The sequence below is a fragment of the Halomonas sp. E19 genome, from assembly GCF_052439355.1.
Classification (GTDB): domain Bacteria; phylum Pseudomonadota; class Gammaproteobacteria; order Pseudomonadales; family Halomonadaceae; genus Halomonas.
Map to the genome: position 1 here is coordinate 111,620 of NZ_JBNFWU010000002.1, position 22,796 is coordinate 134,415.

The 22,796-nt window shown below is 61.9% G+C and carries 30 protein-coding genes; all 30 read left to right on the forward strand.

What is annotated here, in order from left to right; genetic code table 11:
• The first annotated feature begins 83 nt into the window (after nucleotides 1-83).
• The 30 genes from ACUDAL_RS19870 to ACUDAL_RS20015 all read left to right on the forward strand — a co-directional run bounded on the left by ACUDAL_RS19870 (nucleotide 84) and on the right by ACUDAL_RS20015 (nucleotide 22,788).
• A complete protein-coding gene (locus ACUDAL_RS19870) occupies nucleotides 84-263 on the forward strand; it encodes a hypothetical protein (RefSeq protein ID WP_444679577.1) in 180 nt (59 codons plus the stop codon).
• 68 nt (nucleotides 264-331) lie between these two features.
• The gene (locus tag ACUDAL_RS19875; protein ID WP_444679578.1) at nucleotides 332-553 is read left to right on the forward strand and encodes a hypothetical protein; all 222 of its coding nucleotides are present in this window, start codon (nucleotides 332-334) and stop codon (nucleotides 551-553) included.
• A 69-nt stretch (nucleotides 554-622) separates the two neighbouring features.
• A complete protein-coding gene (locus ACUDAL_RS19880) occupies nucleotides 623-1,099 on the forward strand; it encodes a hypothetical protein (protein WP_444679579.1) in 477 nt (158 codons plus the stop codon).
• Between the two features lie 107 nt (nucleotides 1,100-1,206).
• On the forward strand, nucleotides 1,207-1,680 hold the full coding sequence (locus ACUDAL_RS19885) for a hypothetical protein (RefSeq protein ID WP_444679580.1): 474 nt from the start codon (nucleotides 1,207-1,209) through the stop codon (nucleotides 1,678-1,680).
• Between the two features lie 70 nt (nucleotides 1,681-1,750).
• A complete protein-coding gene (locus ACUDAL_RS19890) occupies nucleotides 1,751-2,209 on the forward strand; it encodes a hypothetical protein (RefSeq protein ID WP_444679581.1) in 459 nt (152 codons plus the stop codon).
• Between the two features lie 296 nt (nucleotides 2,210-2,505).
• The gene (locus ACUDAL_RS19895) at nucleotides 2,506-4,161 is read left to right on the forward strand and encodes a hypothetical protein (RefSeq protein ID WP_444679582.1); all 1,656 of its coding nucleotides are present in this window, start codon (nucleotides 2,506-2,508) and stop codon (nucleotides 4,159-4,161) included.
• Complete coding sequence (locus ACUDAL_RS19900) at nucleotides 4,116-4,391, forward strand: hypothetical protein (RefSeq protein ID WP_444679583.1); 276 nt, start codon at nucleotides 4,116-4,118, stop codon at nucleotides 4,389-4,391. Before ACUDAL_RS19895 ends, ACUDAL_RS19900 begins: the two co-directional genes overlap by 46 nt.
• A 343-nt stretch (nucleotides 4,392-4,734) precedes the next feature.
• Entirely contained in the window at nucleotides 4,735-4,977 is a 243-nt protein-coding gene (locus ACUDAL_RS19905) for a hypothetical protein (RefSeq protein WP_444679584.1), read from the forward strand.
• An 11-nt stretch (nucleotides 4,978-4,988) separates the two neighbouring features.
• Complete coding sequence (locus ACUDAL_RS19910) at nucleotides 4,989-5,399, forward strand: DUF1281 family ferredoxin-like fold protein (RefSeq protein ID WP_444679585.1); 411 nt, start codon at nucleotides 4,989-4,991, stop codon at nucleotides 5,397-5,399.
• 250 nt (nucleotides 5,400-5,649) lie between these two features.
• Entirely contained in the window at nucleotides 5,650-6,690 is a 1,041-nt protein-coding gene (locus ACUDAL_RS19915) for a hypothetical protein (RefSeq protein WP_444679586.1), read from the forward strand.
• A gap of 475 nt (nucleotides 6,691-7,165) precedes the next feature.
• The gene (locus tag ACUDAL_RS19920) at nucleotides 7,166-7,396 is read left to right on the forward strand and encodes a hypothetical protein (RefSeq protein WP_421414682.1); all 231 of its coding nucleotides are present in this window, start codon (nucleotides 7,166-7,168) and stop codon (nucleotides 7,394-7,396) included.
• Nucleotides 7,397-7,659: 263 nt separating this feature from the next.
• A complete protein-coding gene (locus tag ACUDAL_RS19925) occupies nucleotides 7,660-8,190 on the forward strand; it encodes a hypothetical protein (protein WP_444679587.1) in 531 nt (176 codons plus the stop codon).
• A 95-nt stretch (nucleotides 8,191-8,285) separates the two neighbouring features.
• Nucleotides 8,286-8,774, forward strand: coding sequence for a hypothetical protein (locus ACUDAL_RS19930; RefSeq protein ID WP_444679588.1), 489 nt, complete (start codon nucleotides 8,286-8,288; stop codon nucleotides 8,772-8,774).
• Nucleotides 8,775-8,836: 62 nt separating this feature from the next.
• The gene (locus ACUDAL_RS19935) at nucleotides 8,837-9,364 is read left to right on the forward strand and encodes a hypothetical protein (protein WP_444679589.1); all 528 of its coding nucleotides are present in this window, start codon (nucleotides 8,837-8,839) and stop codon (nucleotides 9,362-9,364) included.
• A gap of 5 nt (nucleotides 9,365-9,369) precedes the next feature.
• Nucleotides 9,370-9,576 (forward strand): hypothetical protein, encoded by a 207-nt coding sequence (locus ACUDAL_RS19940; protein ID WP_444679590.1) that lies wholly within the window; start codon nucleotides 9,370-9,372, stop codon nucleotides 9,574-9,576.
• Nucleotides 9,577-9,854: 278 nt separating this feature from the next.
• Nucleotides 9,855-10,097 (forward strand): hypothetical protein, encoded by a 243-nt coding sequence (locus ACUDAL_RS19945; RefSeq protein WP_444679591.1) that lies wholly within the window; start codon nucleotides 9,855-9,857, stop codon nucleotides 10,095-10,097.
• Nucleotides 10,098-10,201: 104 nt separating this feature from the next.
• Entirely contained in the window at nucleotides 10,202-10,558 is a 357-nt protein-coding gene (locus ACUDAL_RS19950; RefSeq protein ID WP_444679592.1) for a hypothetical protein, read from the forward strand.
• A gap of 343 nt (nucleotides 10,559-10,901) precedes the next feature.
• Nucleotides 10,902-11,198 (forward strand): hypothetical protein, encoded by a 297-nt coding sequence (locus ACUDAL_RS19955; protein ID WP_444679593.1) that lies wholly within the window; start codon nucleotides 10,902-10,904, stop codon nucleotides 11,196-11,198.
• Between the two features lie 78 nt (nucleotides 11,199-11,276).
• On the forward strand, nucleotides 11,277-11,531 hold the full coding sequence (locus ACUDAL_RS19960) for a hypothetical protein (RefSeq protein ID WP_444679594.1): 255 nt from the start codon (nucleotides 11,277-11,279) through the stop codon (nucleotides 11,529-11,531).
• Nucleotides 11,532-11,678: 147 nt separating this feature from the next.
• Complete coding sequence (locus ACUDAL_RS19965) at nucleotides 11,679-11,963, forward strand: hypothetical protein (protein WP_421414665.1); 285 nt, start codon at nucleotides 11,679-11,681, stop codon at nucleotides 11,961-11,963.
• A 104-nt stretch (nucleotides 11,964-12,067) separates the two neighbouring features.
• Nucleotides 12,068-12,559 (forward strand): hypothetical protein, encoded by a 492-nt coding sequence (locus ACUDAL_RS19970; RefSeq protein ID WP_444679595.1) that lies wholly within the window; start codon nucleotides 12,068-12,070, stop codon nucleotides 12,557-12,559.
• On the forward strand, nucleotides 12,496-13,821 hold the full coding sequence (locus ACUDAL_RS19975; RefSeq protein ID WP_444679596.1) for a DNA cytosine methyltransferase: 1,326 nt from the start codon (nucleotides 12,496-12,498) through the stop codon (nucleotides 13,819-13,821). Before ACUDAL_RS19970 ends, ACUDAL_RS19975 begins: the two co-directional genes overlap by 64 nt.
• 101 nt (nucleotides 13,822-13,922) lie before the next feature.
• Nucleotides 13,923-14,351: a hypothetical protein gene (locus ACUDAL_RS19980; protein ID WP_444679597.1), complete on the forward strand. Its 429-nt coding sequence runs from the start codon at nucleotides 13,923-13,925 to the stop codon at nucleotides 14,349-14,351.
• Nucleotides 14,352-14,578: 227 nt separating this feature from the next.
• On the forward strand, nucleotides 14,579-18,865 hold the full coding sequence (locus ACUDAL_RS19985; protein WP_444679598.1) for an RHS repeat-associated core domain-containing protein: 4,287 nt from the start codon (nucleotides 14,579-14,581) through the stop codon (nucleotides 18,863-18,865).
• Nucleotides 18,862-19,212 (forward strand): DUF7668 domain-containing protein, encoded by a 351-nt coding sequence (locus ACUDAL_RS19990; protein WP_444679599.1) that lies wholly within the window; start codon nucleotides 18,862-18,864, stop codon nucleotides 19,210-19,212. The genes ACUDAL_RS19985 and ACUDAL_RS19990 overlap by 4 nt, the downstream gene beginning before the upstream one ends.
• Nucleotides 19,213-19,285: 73 nt before the next feature.
• Nucleotides 19,286-19,777, forward strand: coding sequence for an RHS repeat-associated core domain-containing protein (locus ACUDAL_RS19995; RefSeq protein ID WP_444679600.1), 492 nt, complete (start codon nucleotides 19,286-19,288; stop codon nucleotides 19,775-19,777).
• A gap of 22 nt (nucleotides 19,778-19,799) precedes the next feature.
• Nucleotides 19,800-20,366 carry a hypothetical protein gene (locus ACUDAL_RS20000; protein WP_444679704.1) on the forward strand — a complete coding sequence of 189 codons (567 nt, stop codon included), beginning with the start codon at nucleotides 19,800-19,802 and terminating at the stop codon, nucleotides 20,364-20,366.
• A 311-nt stretch (nucleotides 20,367-20,677) separates the two neighbouring features.
• Nucleotides 20,678-21,724, forward strand: a complete 1,047-nt coding sequence (locus tag ACUDAL_RS20005) for an RHS repeat domain-containing protein (RefSeq protein WP_444679601.1) — start codon at nucleotides 20,678-20,680, stop codon at nucleotides 21,722-21,724.
• A 391-nt stretch (nucleotides 21,725-22,115) separates the two neighbouring features.
• A complete protein-coding gene (locus tag ACUDAL_RS20010; protein WP_444679602.1) occupies nucleotides 22,116-22,463 on the forward strand; it encodes a DUF7668 domain-containing protein in 348 nt (115 codons plus the stop codon).
• A gap of 10 nt (nucleotides 22,464-22,473) precedes the next feature.
• Complete coding sequence (locus ACUDAL_RS20015) at nucleotides 22,474-22,788, forward strand: hypothetical protein (RefSeq protein ID WP_444679603.1); 315 nt, start codon at nucleotides 22,474-22,476, stop codon at nucleotides 22,786-22,788.
• Nucleotides 22,789-22,796: the final 8 nt, after the last annotated feature.

A 22,796-nucleotide genomic window follows, 5' to 3' on the forward strand; every position in this document is an offset into this window, starting at 1 on the left:
TTCTGGAGGCCATCCGGCCTCTTCCCCGGCGGGCCCACTTCCCGTCAGGGGTGGTGCCCGCCTCATCCATGAGGAGCAGCACCATGAAGCGTGATTTCATCACTGAGCGTCAGTTCATCACCGTGACCCTGCGCAGTAATGAGTGGGCGGACATTGAACGCCTGCTGGAAAGGGGCATGACGACCTGTCGCACTACCTCGAGCACGGTGACCCCGTCGAGGATGACATCGAGCCGGAAGCGGTTGAGGAGCTTGAGCGTCTGAGCCAGGGCAGCGTCTCCAGCGAACTGGAGCGCCGCCTGTCCGCAGCCCGCCAGGGGAGCCCTTGGTCTGTGGATGATGAGGCTGCCGCAAGCAGGGAGGGGTGGAATCTCTTCCGTGCCGATGGCAGCCAACTCGCGTCGTCCTTCTGGGACATCGAGCGCGAGGACGAGCAGGACCCTGCGGTGTTCCAAGATGACACCGAGGCCCTCAAGCACGTCATGCAACAGGCGGATGCCGGCAGCGAGCTTCATTGCCGCGCTCTCGGTCTGTACATGACGATTGCTGACTGACCACTTCCCATCGGGGCTCTCTCCCGCTGGGGAGCTGAGCCCCTTCTGACTGCAGAAGGAGTTTGACCAATGACTACCGACATCAGCTGGATTCGCGGTGCCAACTACGAGTTCTCGGTGCAGGCCGTTGTGGTGGAGGAGGGCGAAGCCCACCGTCTTGCCATGGCTGGCCAGGACGCGCCGGATGGCTGGGTGATCTATCGCCGCTTGCGCGGTGCCGAGGTTGAGGGCCGCCCCTTGCTTGAGTCCCATGGCGTCTATCGCGATGAGACCCAGGCGCTGCTCAACGCCTCAGCGCTGGCGCTCGAGGAGTACCACGTCCAGGAGGCCTCACCCGAGGAAGAGGACGACGAGCATCCGCATGACGAGCGATTCCGACAGGTTGCCGCGGAGATGTACGAGGAGGAAGGAAGCCTCGAGATCGATGCCAATGCCCCGGTAAGCCGTGGTGACGACCCTGGAGCCTACGTTCAGGCGTGGGTCTGGGTCGCCTACAGCGATGTCCCGGATCTTGAGTTCGACGACGCCGAAGACGACGCCGCCTGACCAAGATCACTGCCGGCCGCCATGGTGGCGGCCGGTCATTCAACCCCGCGGGGTCTCACCCCGCTGGGGGTGAGCCCTGCTTATCTACCTGCTGAAGGAGATGAAGCATGGCCTATCGCACTTATACCGGTGTCTCACACCATTTCGAGGTGGAAGCCATCGTGCTGGAGGGTCCCGGCAATGACGTGACCGTCGTCGATCCTGACGTCACCACGCCGACGGAGTGGGCGGTCTACCGCCGTCCCATCGAGCCGGACGCCGATGGCTTCCGTCGCGCTGAGCACCACAGTGATGCCGCCAGCAGTGAGGAAGCTAGCCGCATTGCGGCCGAGCTGGCGCTGGAGGAGCTGTCCCAGCCGGTGGTTCCGCAGGTGCTGACCGAGCAGGAACGGCAGCGATACCTCCAGGCTCACGGCGCCCATTGCCCGATCTGCCAAGCCTCTGAGATCGAGAGCGGGGCGGCAGAGTTCCAGGGGCATCAGGTCGTCCAGGAGGTCTCCTGCCGCCGCTGCAAGAGTGAGTGGATCGACGAGTTCCGCTTGGACGATGTCTCGCTGCAGCGCCGTCGTGCTGCACGCTAACCCTTAAACCCTCTCGGGGCACGATCCCCGAGAGGGGATGCGTGCCCTCCCTGACTGTTGGGAGATACGCATGAAAGACATGATCTACTTCAACTGCTGTGTGGACTGGGACCCGAAGGATGTTCACGTGGATGGCGGCCTCTGCGACATGATCGATGAGGAAGTCTCCATCACGCGCCGGACGTTCCTGGCCCATGTTGACCCCACCGATCTCCACCACGTGGAATCGATGCTGGGTTATGCCAAGCACCCTCGCCAGGGGCTGACGATGGCTGGGGACTTCCATGTCTCCTACCACCGCTCCCGGCTCCATGGCGAGTGTGTCTACTACTTCAAGCATTCGGCGATCGAGTATGTCTTCATCGATCCCGAAAGCCGCTTGAGGCCCCGCTGGCTGAATCACTACGAGTGCTCCGAATGCGGCAACGAATGGAGCGACGAGTGGAGCTGCCAGTGTGATGACCGCTGTCCTGCCTGCGACACGAGCTGCTCCCCCATCGAATCCGATGATCTACGGGAAGCGGCATAGCGGGGCAGCCATGGTCGGCCTGGGGGTGACCCCGGGCTGCACCGTGCTACGCTAGGCTTGGCTCCGCATCGCGGAGCCGGGCTTTCCTTCCGGGTTGGCTAGCGCCAGCCTGGAACGGAAAGCCGAGTTTCTCTCCCTCTGGGAGCGAATCAGTGGAAGCGCTGGCCACTGTCAAAACAATCAGCATTTTTCCCATCCCACTGCGGGCGCCAGCTGGCGCTTGAGCAGTCCTCAGCCTGGCGGGCGTCCTTCCCGTCAGGGGCGGCGTGCGTCTGGGCTATCTGCCTGGAGGCATTATGAATACCGCAATCCATACCATTCCCACCGTGGAAATCGCCCAATGGCCGAGCGTCGATTATGCACCGCACTTCGCGGGCATCGTCGAGAAGGCAGAAGTAGCGATCCGTCGCATCGGCGAGATCATTGACGCTGGCTACACCCTGTCCGGGGCGATCAGCTTCGGTAAGGACAGCTCGGTGATCCTCGTGTTGATGCTCGAGGCCATCAAGCGCCGTATCGACGCGGGCATTCAGGTACCCACCTGCTATGTCTCGCACAGCAACACCCTCGTGGAGAATCCCGCCATGGATACCTACACGGAAGGAATGCTGGTGGAACTGGAGGCCTACACGCAACGCCATGGCCTGCCAGTCGAGGTGGTGAAGGTGACCCCTTCGATCACTTCGTCCTTTGCGTATAGCACCATCGGCCGCGGCAAGCTGCCGGTGTTTGCCGGCGCATCACGTGCCTGCTCCATCGACTGGAAGCTGCGTCCACAGCAGAAGGCGTTGAAGCAGATCCTGACCACCCTGCAGAACCCGGGTGACCTGGTGACCCTGCTGGGTACGCGCTTCTCGGAATCCGCAACACGTGGCAACAACATGCGTGGCCGCGGCGAGAATGCGACAGACCTGGTGCCGACAGAAGGAGGTGGCTACACCTGTTCGGTGATCGCCGAATGGGAGGTCACCGACGTCTGGGAGCTTCTGATGGCCTGTGAGGGGCGCCGCAACGGCCCCTACCGGACCTATGTGGAGGACTTCTCCTGGTGTCTTGAGCTGTACAAGGATGCCAATGAGGGGCTCTGCGCGATCATCACCGGCGACGGTGGCAATCGTGCGTCGTGCGGTAGCCGGCATGGCTGCTGGAACTGCACGTCCACCGGCGATCGTGACAAGAGCATGGAGGCGATGATCGACTCGGCGCCGGAAAAGCACGGGCACCTGGATGGGGTGAACCAGCTGCGTAACTTCCTGATCCAGACCCGCTGGGACATGTCCCGTCGGGAGATCCTGGGCAGGAAGGTGTCGGAGGCGGGGCACTTTGGCGTAGGGCCGACGAACTACTCGGCCGATATGCGCCGCGAGTTGCTGCGCTACCTGCTGACCCTGGATGTGCTCGAGGAGGAGCGTGCCGAAGCGCATGATGCGGCGATGTTCCGAGGTGACATCACGGATGGCGGCCTGGAGATGATCCAGAGCCTTCGTGGTATAACGTTCCAGCACATCACGCCCAAGCAGTTGATCGCGATCGACTTCGCCTGGAGCCTGAGCCACGGGTTCGGACATGCCTTCCCCGCACTGCGGGAATGGTATGAGATCCGTGTCCTGGGTAAGCGCTATCCCATCCCGCCGCTTAACGCGGTGCAGAAGTCGGGGGTGCCGGCCATGTGCTGGTATCCGATCCCTGAAGGTGAGGGGCCGGCTTACGAGGAAGGCTTGCAGGATGCCTTCATTGCCGCGGCCAACCGTGAGCAGTACCCGTCACGTCCGCCCATGCGGACCATCCGGGACCGCTACCAGGGAAGCCCCGGCAGGTCGTGTACTACGAAGAAGCCGATGAAATGGAGATCGATGCGGCGGAGGCCACGCTGTTCGTCGAGGCCTTTGACGAAGAGCGCTACCTGGTGTCGCAGTCGTTCCCAGCCTGGGACTCAGCCAAGATCTACCTGAACCATGGGCTGATTAAGCTAGGCCGGGGCAAGGCGGCTGACTACGACGAGCTGGCACGCCGGGCGCAGTATTGGTCTCGTGTGCAGCGACGTCTGGGTGGTGATGACCTGGGGGAATACCTCATGGCCAACGCCATCACCGATGCCGAGCACAAGCGCCTGCTCGAGGCGCTGGCGCCGGCGCAAGCCGAGGAGCCTCAGGGCGGGCAGGTCTACGATCTGTTCGCATGACCCTTTGCGGGGACTCTGAGTGACGGCTTTCGCGGCTGAAACGCCCTTGAAGGGTGCCACGGGGCCTGCCCCTGCTGGTATCACTTGGGTAAACTTCAACCTGTCCAGCCCCCCACCGGGGGCTTTCCCTGCGGGTTGCCGGTGGATCATCCAGCCTGCAGCGGAAAGCATGGTTTCTCTCCCTCCGGGAGTGAATCAGTGGAAGCGCTGGCCACTGTCAAAACAATCAGCATTTTCCCAACCCACTGCGGGCGCCAGCTGGCGCTTGAGCAGTTCCCCAGCCTGGCGGGCGACCTTCCCGTCAGGGATGGCGTGCGCCTGGCGATCACCGAGGAGCACGACCATGCCGAACTACGTTGCCATCAACTTGAACGTTACCTGCAAGAACGCCGAGCAGCTCAACACCTTCCTGGAAGCTATCCAGCAAGACCCTGTCCCTGAGGGCCATGAGCGTGCTGTTCTTTGTTTCAACCGCATCATCCCGATGCCGGAATGCCTGCGTGACACCGTTGAGGGGGCATCACCGGCGTTGGATACGATGCTTGGTACGGTGATCCCTCAAGCGTCCGCTCTTACCTCTGGGTGAAAGAGGCTGGCGTGACTACGCGAGAAGAGCTCCAGGCCTTCCTGGATAAGCTGAGTCCCGACTACCGTCACCAAGCTGACCAGGCGAAGGCGGCGGAGGATGCTACCGGGGCGCGGTCGTGGTACCACTGGCGTTTGAATCACTGGAACACCAAGTGGAATGCCGTAGGCCCACGCATCACGGACAAAAGTGACACGTCTGTGATTATCAAGTTCGACGCTGCTGACTCGGTGCCTATACCGATCTTTTCCGCTCTTGCTGTGCGCTTTCCGGACCTCGAGTTCAAAGGCGAATTTCTCGAAGAGTGCTTGAATTTCCAAGGAACATTTGAAAAAACCCCCGATGGGGTTAGTTTTAAAATCGAGGAGGTGGAGTTCGACTTTAATGAGGTCGAGACGTCCATTCTCCCATCCGATGAGTAAACTAAAGCCGTGCCAGCCCCCACCGGGGGCTTTCCCTGCGGGTTGACGATGGACCATCCAGCCTGCAGCGGAAAGCAAGGTTTCTCTCCCTCCGGGAGCGAATCAGTGGAAGCGCTGGCCACTGTCAAAACAATCAGCATTTTCCCAACCCACTGCGGGCGCCAGCTGGCGCTTGAGCAGTTCCCCAGCCTGGCGGGCGACCTTCCCGTCAGGGATGGCGTGCGCCTGGCAATCATCAAGGAGCACGACCATGCAAACTACCCAACTCGACCAGACCGCCTCCACCCGCGCTGCCGCTTCTTACCAGCTGCTGCGCATCCATGGGCCGGAGCAGGTCTCAGACGACAACCTCACCGCTAGTGGCCTCACCCAGCTGACGCTGGTGGACCGCTCCCTCGAGAGTCGTCGAGGCACGCTGGCGGATCTCCAACAGCATGTCTTCCCATCCGAGGGCCAGGCCATTGCCTATGCGCGTGACTGGGCCATTGAAAAGCTCAGTGAGCAGATCGCCGGGGACGACCTGGTAGCCTGCGACATACTGCACCCCATCGTCGCTACCCTTAGCGATGTCAGCGAGGAGGACTTCCTCCGCCAGCTGTCGATGCAGAGCTCTGACGAGCCCCATGCCCTGGGCATTGAGCGCGTCATGAAGCGCCATGCAGAAGTGGCGTCGCGGGACTCGATCCTCGAGTTCATCGATGCTGCCCTGATGTTCCTGGAGGACGACCTGACCGAGGTGAGGGCAGCGATCACGCCGGTGATGGTGGCCGACACGTCGGCCGCCGATAGCCTGCCGGTTGACCCCGCCGCCGTGGCCGACTGGCTGGTGCACTGTCTCGCGCCTTCCGACTGCTTCCACCTCACCCACGAGCGGGTTGAGGCTGAGCAGCTGCTCATCGAGGCCTTCGACGAGCTGGTCTTCCAGCACATCGGCACCAGCAGAAGCGTCTCTGATGGCATCAACAACCGGGGCCTGGAGGCCCAAGTGGAGGCGCTCTTGCGCTCTGGCGTTTATGGTGAGGCCCCGCTGGGGTCACTCGTCGCCGAGCTGTCCCAAGAGCTTGAGGGATTCCAGGCCGACGCTTCGACGTTCGATGCCTGGGTCTCAACGGCTCGTGAGACGCTGGTGCAGAGTGTGTGTGCCGACGAGGCGGATAACATGGCCAGTGTGGTCCTGAGTTCCAGCCCCGGAGAACTGCGCGGCTATGCACGCAGTGATCTCGGCCTCAGCGAGAAGTCCTACGCCGAGGTGCGTGAGATGGCCATGGATCGTGGCCTGCTCGATGGCTAAGGGCGAGAGTCCTTGCCGTGCCTACCGTTGCTCCGGCGTCATGCCGGAGCAGCGTCCTGCCCTGTGGTGGCCGTCTGGTCGCCCAGGGTTCTTCCAAGGAGCCATCACATGATGGCCATGAACGACCTCACCCCGCAGGAAGCGCTTCTCACGGCAATACCATTCGGTATACTGGTTGCATGGTGAGCCCCTCTGCGAAGGGAGCTTTCCTTCAGGACTGGCCCGCGCCAGCCCAGAACGGAAAGCCGAGTTTCTCTCTCCACTGGAGAGCGATCAGTGGAAGCGCTGGCCACTGCTTAAACAATCAGCATATTACCTTCCGCAGCGAGCGGCCCTGCCGTGCTCTGCGTTACCACCGGTGCGACAGCACCTCTCATGGTCGAGCGTGTCCCTACGCGAGACCTGAACCTCAGCCTTCACGGGAAGACATCTTCCCGGCGGGGGTGTCCTTCCTGTGACTCACCAGGAGGGCACCATGGGCATGAAGCGAGCTCGCGAGCTGATGCTGCGTGCTATGCTGGATGTGGTGGATAGATCGGCTGCGACGATGTCGGCAGCCTGCTTGGTGGCGGCACTGCTGGGTACGGTCATCCGTCCCGACAAGCAGGCCACCGCCTACGCGGGATCTGTCCTGTTCTTCCTGCTGGCCTGTGCGGCAAGCACCATCAAGGCCATGCTCGACATGGATACGGAGGAGGAGTCATGAATGACCTGCTTGAGTTCCTGGTCGGCGTGTCTCCCATTCTGCTGATCATGTTCGGCACCCTGGGTGCAGGGCTCTATGTCCTGATCCGGCGCAGGAAACACCACCACTGAATTTCCTACCACAGTGATCGGCTCTGCCGTGATCTGACCTTTCCCCTGGCGCTGAGCGCCAATCCCATCGCTCATGGAGCGATTTGACCCTGCCCGGCGGGCGTTGCCCCCGCTGGGGCGACGTGTGCTTGGGCGTTACCCAAGGAGCATGTCATGACTACCACCCTTACTTCCGATCAGGCCCAGCGCATCCTCGAGATCCTCAGTGATGTCCATGATGAGCAGCAGCCTGACAACCCGGAGTATGCGGCAGAGGTCGACGCCCTGTGTGCTGCCTTGCAGCCACAGACGTCGCATCTCTACACCGTCGTCTACCAGAACGAGGAGGGCTACTTCTTCGAGTTCACCGCTCGAGCGGAGAAGCACGACGACGTTCTGGCGATGCTGGAGGATCACCCCCATCTTCCGCAGGTGGAAGGTAAGCCGATCACCATCGTGGTTCACCACGCCGAGTACCTGCTCCCAACGGTGGATGCAGAGCACCCGGCCATGGTGGGCGAGCACCTCTACTACCGTGATCCCGATGACGATGCTTCCTCCGGTCTGTACCGGGTGGCCTCGGCGCCGGAGCTGGTGGAGGAGGAGTGCAGCGACGAGGAGTATGCCGGAAGCGTGATCCGGCTCGTCAATGATGCCGGTGCCGAGCTCGAGGCCTATCCCAACGAGCTGCGCCGTATCGCCTGACACCTCTGCCTTGCCCATTGCGGGCATTCTGAACTTTGCCCTATCGGGACACCGAGCCCGACAGGGCAGGTGTCCCCATGTCCAGGAGACACCTCATGACTACCCAGCCCCAAGAGCTGTACCTGATTGACGCCCATGAGTTCAATGGGACCAATATCAATCCGTTAACCCCTGATCATCGAGTCGCCTACACCGGCTATCTCTACAACGACAAGGGGCCGAACCTGACCGTTGAGGAGTATCTGGCCCACCCCAGGACCACGGCGTTCGAATCGCCAAAGGTGGTCACCTGGGATGAGCTGGAGCCCTTGATCAAGGCGGCACACCGTCGCCTGTACACCGACAAGCCGGCACAGCCCGTCAGCGACGACACTTACGTGGAGATGCTGTCTGCCTTGCCGCCGGCGAAGATGGGTACCCGTGAGGGCATGGAGTTCTTCCTGATGTCCGAACGCCTCACGGGTTCGATCACGGCCATGTACGCCCGCAAGGGCGAGCATTGCCTGACCAAGTCGGTCGATCTCTACGATCGCTCGACCTGGATCACACCGGCCGACTTCGCGTCGGACCACGCCGCTGCTTGACCCACCCCGCCGGGAGCCCTCTCCCGCCGGGGGAGGCTCCCTCATCGATGAGAGAGGAAGCCATGAAGAAGCGACTGACCATTACCTACCAGGTGGCGGATGATGCCACTGGCAAGGCGCCCCACCCGGATCATGAGGAGTTCCTCGAGGAGCACGCCCAGGCGTGTCTCGCCGAGATGATCCAGGAGGGCTACCGAGAAGGGCAGCTTTTCAACTCGCTGCGCGTGACCACGGGCGACGAGGGTGAAGAGGTGTCGCGTTGCTACAGCGCGACATGGCAGTGCCTCTACGAGGACGTCGATGATGAGATGTCCGAGGAAGGCCCTGCCGAGGTCGCCCCGGGAGACGACGAGCAACCGCTCGAGTTCAACCAGGACACCGACTACTCCCTGAAGGATGGCCACCCCAGCTGTTGGATCACAGTGCTGGATGCCGCCAGCGTCTACGTCAGGACCGATGGCGAAGCGGTTGCTGTGGAAATCTATCCGCGCAACCACGAGGACGGTCCCTCCGTTGCGGAGGCCTGCGCGACCATCGCCGAGATCGACGCTGTGGCCGATGCCACTGACGACACAACTGACCAGGAGTGATTGCCATGCCCCGTGTACTGAAGAAAGCCTTGAAGGCTGCCCGTCGCCGCTTCCGTGATTCACTGCCCTACGCCTATGCGCAGGGGTGCTGGGAGCGAGCACGCTGGGGGGACGGTTACGGCCGCACCCACGAGACGAACGCAAGCTGGTCTGACGCCTATGACTATGGCGCCAACCTGGCGGATCGTCTGATGTTCTGGCGGGCTGTCTAGCCTTGCCTGACGGCTCCCTCTTCTCAGGAAGAGGGGCTTTCCCTTGCTGGCGCTGATGCCGGCAGCGGAAAGCCTGCGTCGTCATGCCCTCCAAGCGCACCACCGGTCAGGTGAGGCGCGAGGTGAGGACGTAGGATGACCCTATCAGACTGGCATTGCCGGTCTCGATGAAGGTAGCGCTGGCCTTCTCAAACAAGCAGCAGATTTCACCCACTACAAGCCGCAAGCACCGTTGTGCCCCGGGCCGGCGTCTGCGGCATTGCCAGCAGGAGATTCCCATGACTCACGACCCCTCATTCATTGGGTTCGGTTCCCTCGATGCAGCCCTGGAGTACCAGGTCGACCATGGCGGCTGGGTGTTCGATGCCCAGGATGTGGAGGAGGCCATCTGGTTTCCGCCGTCCACACCGCCCAGCAAGATCATGCTGCATCCCGCCACCCGGGGCTTCTCGGGTCGGTTGCTCAGTGACCCCGCTGACTCCTCGGCGTTGTCGTTCCAGCCGGCGTCCGAAGCGGCATAACCCCATCACGCTGTAATGAGCGGTCATCGTGCGATGGCCGACTTCCAACCCCGGGGGCCATGTCCTCCGGGGATGGCCCTGTCATGACAGAGAGGTGATCCACCATGACCGACCACGTGCTGAAGCTGGTCGAGCATCAACGCGACAGCAACCAGGAAGAACTGGAACGGGCCCTGCACCGTGTAGGGCAGCTGGAGCGCGAGCTCGATGAGGCCAGACTGCAACATCGTCAGCATGTCGAGCCGCTCATCGAGGCCCTGAAGCCCTTCGCCACTGCCTGGGAGGGCACCAAGCCGACCCCGGACTGTACCGAGCGGGCCTATTGGCGCCGGCTTGAGCGGGCGCTTGCGGGGTTCCACTCGGTGAGGACGCCGTCAGGAGAGCGATTCGTGCTGACCGGCGAGCACCTTCGCCAGGCGGCGGACGCCCTGGAAGGCGCTGCACTGTCCGATGCCGAATAGCCCAGTTCATGCCTTCGGCACCAGGCCGATTCGGTGACCTTCGCACTCGACGAGAGCGTTCACGCCCTTGAAGGGTGCGACGGCCCCTTTCCCCCACCCACCCCGTGGGTATACTGACTGCAGAACCAGCCCCTTCTGCGAGGGGGCTTTCCCTTACAGGTTGCCGTCGTTCAGCCTGCAGCGGAAAGCAAGGTTTCTCTCCTCCGGGAGCGAATCAGTGGAAGCGCTGGCCACTGTCAAAACAATCAGCATTTTCCTGTACTGCCTCTGGGCGCACCTGCCCAGGCGGCATGGTGCGTCCCCTAATCGATGGAGATGACCCATGTCGCACGCAGAATCCCTCGTGGATTATTCAGAAAGCTTCCAGGCGGCGCTTATTGCGCAGGGCAAGGGCAGCAACTTCCTTTCCCTGACCCGCCTCGATGAACCCTATGAGCGCTTTGACGGTAAGCGAGCCTCCTATGAGCTCAACTACCGTTGGCTCAGCACTGACTGCCAGGAAGAGGATGATCAGGCTTGGGCCTGTGTCCAGGGTGCCGAGTGCACCTACTGGCAGCACAAGGAGATCACCAAGCTCCTTCGCCAGCTGAAGCGCCATGACGACGTCGACCTGTTCGAGCACTTCGACCTGTTCGGCTGATCGTTCCTTCCCCCACCCCGCTGATCGGGCCACCGCGCCCGGGAGGGTAGGTGGCTCCGCTCGATAAGGAGACACCTCATGACCACTGCAGTGACCCGCGTGTCGGTTCGCCACACCGGGGCCCCTAGCATCAAGCTGCAATTCCATCCCAGGGCGACCATGCCCGAGCGGTTGGAGGCGCGAGCAAGCCAGCTCGGTATCACCACCGAGCAGCTGATCCATCGCTTCATCAGCGATGGGATGCGTGAACACAGAGACGACTTTTCACCGGCTGCGCTGGGAACCTCGATCGAGGACTTCCTGGTGCAGAACGGTGTGCTGAAGGCCGCGTGATCTCGCCTTAACCACAACTGTGCCCACTGGGCAGGAGGACGCTATGGCTAGCCCCTCTCTGCCCTTGTGGGCGGAGTGCTGCTGGTCTGGTGGCCAGAGGACGAAAATCCTCGCCATCCAGGCCCCAAGTTCCGCCCGGGATATGTGATGGATCTCGACGTCGCCAATCGACGCGTTCGGATCGCGTATGGCACCAGCCAGCGTACCGAGTGCCAAGGCGCCGGAGAGATCGTGATCACCCATGCGGAAATGCCGACGCTCAAGCTGGATACGAAGTTCTGCCTGCGGCGATCCAAGTGGATTCCGCTGGCGCCTGAGTTCCTGTCGAAGAGCCAATCTGGTGCTGACGTCGTGTACCTCGGGCCACCGCCCGTGGCTCGTGCTGATGACTTCCTCAATGCGCTTGCGGAGGCGGGTCAGCTGGACGACTGACGCATGACTGAACCAGCCGGACCCTAGGGTCCGGCTTTCCCCTGCGGGGCCTCCACCCCGCCATGGGGCGGTTGTGGCCCTGCACTCTCTGATGGAGTAGACCCATGACCACAATCGTCAACACCAAGCTGGGCGAGACCCGCGGCAAGCGCCGCATCTACCTGGACGGCGCCAAGCTGGCTCGTGAAGGGTACCAACCTGGCGACCGGTATGACCTGGCCCTCGAGGATGCACGCGTCGTCATCAAGCTCCACGATGACGGCAAGTACATGGTCTCGAAGCGCCAACGCAACGGCACCCTTTATCCCGTTATCGACATCACCCGCGCTGAACTGGCGGAGCTGTTCGATGGCGTGGCCATGCTGCGAGTGCTGATTGCCAAGGGCAAGATCGTTGTCACGGCCCACCACCAGGAAGGCAAGGTGGCTGAGCGGGTGGAGCGACTGCTCTCGAAGATCAGGACCGGGGAGCCCCTGCGCGTAGCGAGCCTCTTCCACGGTGCGGGGGCCTGGATGCAGGGCTTCACTCCGGGTTGGATCGTGTCGGCGTCGCGTCAAAGATCGGCGTTGCCGTCGAAATCGAATCGACCTACCTGAACGCGAGCCTGGAGAACAATCCCGAGCTCTGGGATGACACTTCCATCCCGATCGAGTCTCCCGTGCAGCATGTCGACCTTGGTAGAAACCCACCGCAGATGGATGTTCTGTGCGGCGGGGTGCCATGCACCGGAGCCAGCCGGAGCGGGCGTTCGAAGAACAAGCTCGAGCATGCAGAGGATCATCAAGCCGCCGGCGCGATGTTCTTTTCGTTCCTCGAGTTCATCAAGGTGCTCAACCCTGCCGTGGTGATTGGCGAGAACGTACCGGAATATCAGAGCTCTGCCAGCATGTCCGTGATTCGCTCTGTCCTGAATGACCTGGGATATGAGCTTCAAGAGCGGGTGCTGAACGGCAATGAGTTCGGCGTTCTCGAAGATCGCAATCGCCTGTGCTTCGTGGCGATATCGAAGGGGCTGGAAGGTGCCTTTGATCTGGATGCGGTGACACCACACAGGGCCAAGGAAGCCTGCCTCGACGATATTCTGGAGCCATTCGAGCGCATCGCTGAGGACCGCTGGAAGTCTTTCGACTACCTGGCCGACAAGGCGAAGCGGGACGAAGCGGCTGGCAAGGGCTTCAAGCGCCAATTGCTGACCGGCGCCGAGGCCTCCTGTGGCACCGTGGGGCGCGGCTACGCCAAGGCCCGCAGCACGGAGCCGTTCCTGGTGCATCCGCACGATAGCTCACTGTCACGTCTGTTCACTCCCCGCGAGCACGCTCGCATCAAGGGAGTGCCGGAGACGCTGATTCGTGGCCTGTCGGATACCCGAGCCCATGAGGTGCTGGGCCAATCCGTCTGCTTCCCGAAGTTCGAAGCTGTCGGTATGGCTCTGGGAAGGTCGCTGCGAGCTGCAGCCGGTCTTCCTCATGACCACCTCCTGGAGGTCGAGGTGCAGGTGTTGGACCCTGAGAACGACGGCACGATTGGTGGCGAAGACCTGGACTGGGTCCCCGCCACCCTGGATGTCCTCTCAGGACGGCTGGCGCTGGTTGGCGAGGGTCGCCGCCAGGGTTGGCCGATGGCCGTCTCGCAGCATGGCGTTGAGCTCCGTCTGCAAGGACAGGTCTTCGCGTTGCCTGTGATCAGCGGTGGTCCCGAGCCTGAATGTCCTGGCGCCCCAGTGGGCGTCTACGACGCGGATCACATCCGTGAGCATGGCGAGTCGGTCATTACCGATCTCGCCAGCGTTCCTGCCCGGCACGTGCTGGGGAAGGGCGCTTCGTCGATCGCCGGCCAGGCCTTGTCCTGTGCTGCGTGATCTCAGCCGTCGTCCCCGAGAGGGGGCGGCGGTTTTCTTCCACCCTGTCGGGGGCCACTCCCGCCAGGGAATGCCTCGACATCCACGTTAGGAGAAAGGCCATGTGGATCGAGACGGTTGTCCGCCTGCCGCCGGAAGATTCCGGTCTGCAACACTCCATCATCCGGCTGCACAACAGCTGGGTGGACTCGAAGCGGATCGACAAGCGTCGATTCTTTCGGCGTGAGCCGGTGGTCATCATCAACCCGGAGACGGGCGACAAGGTGATGCGCTACGTCATGGGCTCTGCGGGGCTGCCGGGGGTAGGGCGCACCTCTGTGGCACTTGACTACGATGCCGTGGATTCGCTGAACATCAAGTTCAAGGAGCTCGTGCGGCTCGAAGTCCGTCGTGCTCGCATGCATGAGGTGTATCTCTGGTTCTGGAATCATCAGGATCTCAGTGTCCGCCACTCCCTGCGCTTGGGGCTCATCGGTGCAGGACTGGGTGTGCTGGGTTTCCTGGTGGGCACAGTGCCCTTGCTCTTCTAGTGGCCTTGGCCACATACCTCAACCCCCGCTGGTCGCTATGACCGGCGGGGGTTTTTCTTTGCCTGGCCTTTCTCTGGCCATCGCTGAATGGCCTGGGGGCATACGGGAAACCTGCTCCGTAGACACTCCTGCACCGAAACGCCCTTGAAGGTCACTACCCGACCCGGGTCACAGTCGCCATCGGCTCGATACTGTGCCGACCCTCGGTCGGCATTCAAGGAGCCATCATGTCCCGTTTCCCACGTCGCGCCACGCTGGCGATGCTGCTGCTGGCGCCGGTGCCGGCCATGGCCAACTGGTACATCACCGGGGTCAGCACCGAGGTCCGGGACCTGCGCTTCGCCACGCCTGAGCTCGCTCAGGACTATGTAGTGGACTACCGCTCCATCGCCGAGTCGCTGACCGGTACCTACCTGAACGACTGGATCGAGGAGACGCCGTACTCCGACGGCCGCCTGGTGTCCCGGGTGTGCTTCCTGTACCTGGACAACAGCGGTGGGGACTACGACCCCGCCACCTGCACTGGCGATCCCTCGATGGTTTACCAACGCACGGCGCAGCTGCGCCCGGACACCGGGACCATGGCGGACTCGCCGTTCCTCAACCGCGATCTGGGCCGGCCCGACGATGGCCTGTGCGTCGGCAACCCGATCCACGCCGGTACCGGCAACCAGTTCGAGGCGGCGGTGGACGTGGCCACCGCCGGCGCCGAGCCGCTGGTCTTCGAGCGCGTCTACAACAGCCAGGACACTGACGGCGGCCAGGACCTGGGCCTGTGGCGCCATTCGTTCGAGCGCACCCTCGAGGTCGACCCCGAGCGCTACGGCGACTACATGGTGGTGCTGGTGCGCCAGGACGGCCAGCGCCTGGCGTTCTACCAGGCCGGCGACGCCTGGCTGCCCACCTGGCACTCGGGCGACCGGCTCATTCAGGGTGAGTCAGACGGCGGGGCGCCCCGGTGGCACTACCACCGCGCCGACGGCCACACCGAGACCTATGACGCCGAGGGCCGGCTGCTGCGGATCGAGCGCTCCAGCGGCAATGTCCTCAGCCTGAGCTACCAGGGCGACCAGCTGCAGGCGGTCGACGATGCCTATGGCCGCGCCCTGACCTTCCAGTGGGCGAGCGACCAGCTGGTGGGCGTGATCGACCCCGCCGGCGAGCTCACCCAGTACGGCTACACCGGCGAGGCCCTGACCCAGGTCACCTTCCCCGACGGCACCGCGCAGCAGTATGTCTATGACGATCCCCGCGACCCGGCGCTGCTGACCGGCTGGATCGACGAGCGCGGCATCCGTGTTGCCACCTGGGCCTATGACGACCAGGGCAGGGCGGTGCTCAGCGAGCACGCCGACGGCGCCAACCGCACCACCCTCGAGTACAGCGCCCCGGGCCAGACCGTTGTCACCAACGCCCTGGGTCACGAGCAGACCCTGACCTACGCCCGTCACAATGGCCGGCTCTCGCCCGAGGCCATCGAGGGCGCCCCCTGCACCGGCTTCGACGGCGGGATTCGCACCTTCGAGTACGATAGCCGCGGCCTCGTCTCGCGCATCACCGACGAGGAAGGCCAGCGTCGCGATTTCCAGCACAACGACCGCGGCCTCGAGACCCGTGCCCCCAATGCCCACGGCGGCACCGTGACCACCAGCTGGCACCCCGAGGTGGCGCTGCCGATCGCCATCACCGAGCCCCAGCGGGTCACCACCCTGGGCTACGACGATCGCTACCGCCTCACCAGCCGCCGCGTGGCCGAGCGCTACGGCGACGACGAGCGCACCTGGACCTACACCTACCATCCCGACGACGTCGATGGCACGCCCGGGCAGCTGGCCAGCATCGACGGCCCGCGCAGCGACGTCACCGACCTGACCACCCTCGTCTACGACGGCCAGGGCAACCTGACCACCCTCACCAACGCCCTGGGCCATGTCACCCAACTCGCCGGCCACGACGCCCATGGCCGTCCCCAGACCCTCACCGACGCCAACGACGTCACCTGGACCCTGGCCTACGACGATCGCCAGCGGCTCATCAGCCTCACCGGCCCGACAGGCACCACCAGCTTCACCTTCGACCCTGCCGGCCTGCTGATCGGCGAGACCCTGCCCAACGGCGCCACGCTGACCCATCACTACGACGACGCCCAGCGGCGGGTGGCCACCACCGATGCCAGCGGCAATCGCCTCGAGCACGACCTCAACGATCTGGGCGATCCCGAGCTCTCCCGCCTGCTCGATGCGCAGGACGCCGTGCACTGGCAGGAAACGCGCCAGTACGGCGAGAACGGCTGGCTGCTGGCCATCACCAATGCCCTGGGCCACACCACTCAGCGTGATCATGACCGCGTGGCCAACCTGATCCGCCAGGAAGATCCCGCCGGGGATGCCTACGGTGTCGACTACGACGGCTTCCACCAGCCGACTCGGGTCACCAACCCGCTCGGCCGCCGCGCCGACCTGCGCTACGACGACGCCGGCAACCTCATCCAGGTCAGTGACTACCGGCTGCGCAGCACCAGCTACTACCACAACGGCTTCGGCGACGTGACCCGGCTGGTCAGCCCCGACAGCGGCGAGACGCTGTTCACCGTTGACGAAGCCGGCAACCCGGCCACCCGCACCGATGCCCTGGGCCAGGTCACCACCTACAGCCATGACGCCCTCAACCGGCTCACCCGCATCGCCACCGACGACCCGGCCGAGCCTGACGTCATCCTCGGTTACGACGATCCCAGCGCCGAATACGGCATCGGCCGTCTCACCTCGGTCACCGACGGGGCAGGGGTCACCACCTACGACTACCACCCCAGCGGCGAGGTGAAGCGCGAGACCCGCAGCGTCGACGGCGAGACCCACATCCTGAGCTACAGCTACGACGGGGCAGGGCAGATCGACACCATCACCTACCCCAGCGGGCGAGTGGTGACCTACCAGCGCGACAGCGCCGGCCGGGTGGAGCAGGTCACCACCGAGAAGGACGGTACCAGCACCACACTGGCCAGCCAGATTGAGCGGGCCCCGTTCGGCCCGATCACCCGCTTGACCCGCGGCAACGGCCTCACCGAGACCCGGACGCTGGATCAGGCCTACCAGGTCGACGCCATCACCGTGCCCGGTATCCTGGAGCGGGACTACGGGCACACCGTGGACGCCAACGTCGCCACCATCGACGACCTGCTGGCCTCGGCCCGGCATCAGGCATTCGGCTACGACGCCGCCGATCGGCTCGCCTCGGCCACCGGCGGCTACGGCGCCCTGGGCTTCGAGTACGACCACAACGCTAACCGCACGGCACGGCTCAGCGACGGCCAGCGGCACGGCTACCAGGTCAACCGCAGCAACAACTGGCTGCTCGAGGCCGAAACCCAGAGCTACCAGCATGACGCCGCCGGCAACCTCGTGCAGCGTGGCCAGGACAGCTTCGTCTATGACAGCCACCACCGGCTGATCGAGGCCACGGTGGACGGCACCACGGCGACCTACGCCTACAACGTCCACCACCAGCGCACCGAGAAGCGCGTGGGTGGAACCACGACCCGCTTCTTCTACGGCCCCGGGGGCGAGCTGCTCAGCGAAATGGTGGTCGGCACCGGCCTCGGCCCCAACGAGATCGTGTGGCTGGACGGCACCCCGCTGGCCTACCTCACCGACGACGCGATCTATCACATCCACGTCGACCACCTGGGCACGCCCCAGGTGCTGACCGATGCCACCGGCGCCATCGCCTGGCAAGCCCACTACCGGCCCTTCGGTGAGGCCATCACCAGCGGCAGCCTGACGTTCAACCTGCGCTTCCCGGGCCAGTACCACGACGCCGAGACCGGCCTGCACTACAACTGGCACCGCTATTACGACCCGCAGACCGGGCGGTACTTGACCAGTGATCCGATCGGGTTGGTGGGTGGGCTGAACCCCTACGCCTACGCGCACGGCAACCCGATCGCCAACACCGATCCGACTGGGGAGATCGTCCCAGCCCTGGTGGGTGCCTATGTGGCCGTCGACATGGCTCTGACCGCCTGGGACCTCTACGACACCTACCGCATCTTCACCGATGAATGTGCTACAACGAATGAGAAGTGGGTTTCGGGTGGGATGCTCGCGGCTGGTATTGTTCTACCAGGGCGGTATGGGTGGGCTGATGATTTAGTCAGATCCACCGGATCACACAGGCAACTGAGAAACGCTGGATTAGCCGATTCACATCATATAATCCAGGACGCAGCGATGAAAAATATCCCAGGATATAATCGTATGAATGCTCCAGCCGTACAGCTAAGAGGCCCTTCTACTTTAAAAGGATCTGAGCATTACATTGCAACACAGATTCAAAGGCAGCGTGGCGGAGGAACTTATGGATCTGAGCGAAGAATTGCATATAAAGCTCTTAGGAAGGCAGGGGTTGGAAATGTTGACGCTAGGCGCTACATCGAGCAGGCAGACAACTATTTCCTAGAAGAGCTTGGAATTTCCCCAAGCACTCCTGTCCGCACAGTTAGGAATAGAAGGTGATTGAGGTCATGGATAAAAAAGAAATTCAATTGTTAAGAGCGTTGGTTGAAAGATTGTCTAAAAATGAAGTGGATGAAATTGTGCGGTTAGGTCAGAACGGGGCGCTTTCTAAAGTTGAAATTGAAGGAGCGATTAATGATTACCCAGGGGCAATCGCGCCTCCTCCCGCCGAAGCTTACGATAATATTGTTGAGTATGACATCTACGACATGTGCAGTGGTGCCCGAAAAGTGGAGTTCGATCTATGGTACGATGGTGAAGAAAGTGATCTGACACTTTTGGTTGATATTAGCAGGAGCTGTAATGGTGGTTATGTTATCAGAATAGACGACATTCATGTGCTCTAGGTTATGCTGTAAGCACGACTTAGAAACCCGTTTTCCGGCCCTGGTGGGTGCCTATGGGACCGTCGATAATGTCATGCAGCGGGGCCGGGACACCTTCGGCGACGACAGCCACCACCGGCTGATCGAGGCCAGCGTGGACAACACCACCACCGCGACCTACGCCTACAACGTCCACCACCAGCGCACCAGCAAGACCGTGGGTGCAACCACGACCCGATTCTTCTACGGCCCGGGCGGCGAGCTGCTGGCGGAGGTCGACGCCGATAGCGGCGCCACCCTGGCGGAGTATGCCTGGCTGGATGGCACCCCGCTGGCCTACCTCAGCGGCGGCGAGATCTACCACATCCACGTCGACCACCTGGGCACGCCCCAGGTCCTGACTGATGACACCGGCGCCATCGCCTGGGAAGCGCACGACCGGCCCTTCGGCGAGGCCATCACCACCGGTAGCCTGACGTTCAACCTGCGCTTCCCGGGGCAGTATCACGACGCCGAGACCGGGCTGCACTACAACTGGCACCGCTACTACGACCCGCAGACCGGGCGCTATCTATCTGACCAGTGATCCGATTGGGCTGGCGGGCGGGCTGAATCCCTATCTGTATGCCGAGGCGAACCCCCTGTACTTCACTGACCCTGAGGGGCTTTGCCCGTGGTGTCTGTACGGAGCAGTGATTGGAGGCGGTCTCAATGTGCTAGCTCAGCTGAGTTCAGACGAAGCCTTTAGTTGGAGTTCGCTCGCTGCGTCAACGGCTACCGGCGCGGCTGGGGGAGGGCTCGGCACAATCACCAGCGGGTTGGTCTGGCGCACGAACATCATCGTCAATACCGTAGGCAGTGGGGCCATTGGCGCGGGGGTGGCAGCGGCTAAAAATGAGCTCACCGGAAGCTGTGATGACCCATGGGCCGCTGCGCACACTGCTATCTTGCTAGGTGGTGCGGGGTCTCTGGCAGGCACAGGGATTGGGGGAATTATTAGAGGTGCCGGACGTGCTAAATATGAAAGACTTCCTGAGGAAGTCAAAAGCTTACTCAATTCGAACGCGATACACGAACTGCCTAAAAACCCATACCAAAAATTTGGGGTTACGCTTGGTGATGCACTTGGCGGGGCGGTAAGTAATCTGCCGTCAGATTTATGGGGTCAGGAATGAAGCTATTAAAAATATTTGCCTTGTATTTGATAGCGATCCCTTTTGTTGGGTTTGCTACAGGGCTTGTGTCTTATAGTGCGCTTAGGCTCACGGGGTATCCAGAATCTAGCTTTATGCTAAAAATGATGCTGGGTGTATGGGGTGGCGGATGTATTGTCATAGGCGTGTATGAGTCCGCGAAAACGATAAGAGAAATTAGAGCAGTTCAGAGGATTTCGAAGGAGAAATAGAGCATCACTGTATATGAGGCAAGGATAAGGCTCAGAGATGGCCAGTGCCATCGCTACCAGCACGACGACGCCGGCAACCTCGTGCAGCGTGGCCAGGACAGCTTCGTCTACGACAGCCACCACCGGCTGATCAAGGCCACGGTGGACGGCACCACGGCGACCTACGCCTACAACGTCCACCACCAGCGCACCCGCAAGACCGTCAACGGCACCACGACCCAGTTTTTCTACGGCCCGGACGGCGATCTGCTGGCGGAGATCGAAGCCGCCAGCGGCGCCACCCAGGCCGAATATGTCTGGCTGGATGGCACCCCGCTGGCCTATCTCGCAGACGGCGATATCTACCATGTCCACGTCGACCACCTGGGCACGCCCCAGGTGCTGACCGATGCCACCGGCGCCATCGCCTGGGAAGCGCACGACCGGCCCTTCGGCGAGGCCATCACCAGCGGCAGCCTGACGTTCAACCTGCGCTTCCCGGGCCAATACCACGACGCCGAGACGGGGCTTCACTACAACTGGCACCGCTACTACGACCCGCAGACCGGGCGCTATCTGACCAGTGATCCGATCGGGTTGGTGGGTGGGCTGAATCCCTATCTGTATGCCGAGGCTAACCCGCTCTATTTCACTGATCCTGAGGGGCTGATGGCGCCTCAGCTAATTGGGGGAGGTGTAGGGTTCATCGTTGGGTATGCCACTACCTCAGGCAGTACCTACGAAGCTATCATGAACGGTGTACAAGCTGGAGCTGCAGGTTTTATTAGTGGCGGAGGTTCCCTTGCTCTTGGGTTTACTGCTTCTGCAGGAGCCTCTTTGTTTAGGTCTCAGTTTGAGTGCAGAGAGGTTGGTGTAAACCAAATTGTTGATGCTGGAGTCATGGGAGGTGCTGCTGTAGTCGGTGGAGTTGCTGGAAGAGGTCTTTCGACAATGCTAGTAAGACCTAAATGGCAATATGAAGAGCGGCGAGGAATTTCAAGCGTGGTTGCAAAAATATTACGCCTCGCCCCCAAAAGGGTAGATGCAAATGCATCAGCCAGGACAAATACTGCAGCTTTTTTTGGTGCCGGAACCGAAAACTACATCGCTAGCAAGTATGATGCCTGCGTTTGCATGAGGGGCGAATGATGCCGAGGATGTTCAAGTATGGGTATAGGCTGGCATCATTATCGGTTGTTATTTTAGGCGTCATGGTCGCTGGGGATCTATTAGATAAATTTTTGCTTGTATGTATCGATATTGGGTGGGTGATGACCCCTAGGAAGTTCTTTATAAACACATTCTACCTAGGGCTTGCCATGATGGTATGTGGTGGTCTCATCGATCGATTTCGGAATAGGCAGTGACGACCCCAGTGCCGAGCATGGCATCGGCCGTCTCACCTCGGAAAGCTGGGCTATCCCAAGTTGAAGCCAGGGCGGCAATTAGAAGGGCGGATAAATATTTTGAAACGATAGGTGTGAGCATGACTACGCCTACGCGTGTACCGCGCCGTTACTTGCCAAGGGAGTGAAAGATAATGGAGCTGGAACCCAAGGTGAAAGCAGCGGTGAAGCATGTGGTAAAACTGCTTGCGGACCATGATTATGATGGACTTGTAGAGTTCACTAAAGGGGTTCGGCTACCCAAGACTGAAATTGAGTACGCAATTGATGACTACGGCTGTGAAGTGGTAATGCCACCTGATTATATATTCGATGAATTAGATGTTATCGAGGTAGAGGGCGGGAGCCAAAATGAGTGGTCGGTTAGGCTCCCGCTTTGGACTGAAGAGGAAGGTAGGTCTGATCTTAGTGTCGAGCTTTCAGTTATTGACGCTGGTGAAAAAGGCCTTGTCGTGGAATTAGACAATATAATCGTCTTTTGATCGGCTGGCTGTGCGCACCACCGTGCTCGCCACCCATATCGACCGGGCCCCGTTCGGCCCGGTGACATCGCTGACCCGTGGCAATGGCCTCACCGAGACCCGGACCCTCGATCAGGCCTATCAGGTCGACGCCATCACCGTGCCCGGTATCCTGGAGCGCGACTACGGCCACACCGTGGACGCCAACGTCGCCAGCATCGACGACCTGCTGGCCTCAGCCCGGCACCAGGCCTTCGGCTACGACGCCGCCGATCGGCTCACCTCGGCCACCGGCGGCTACGGCGCCCTGGGCTTTGATCACCGAAAATCACCTCCCCGCCCTTAAAGGTCACT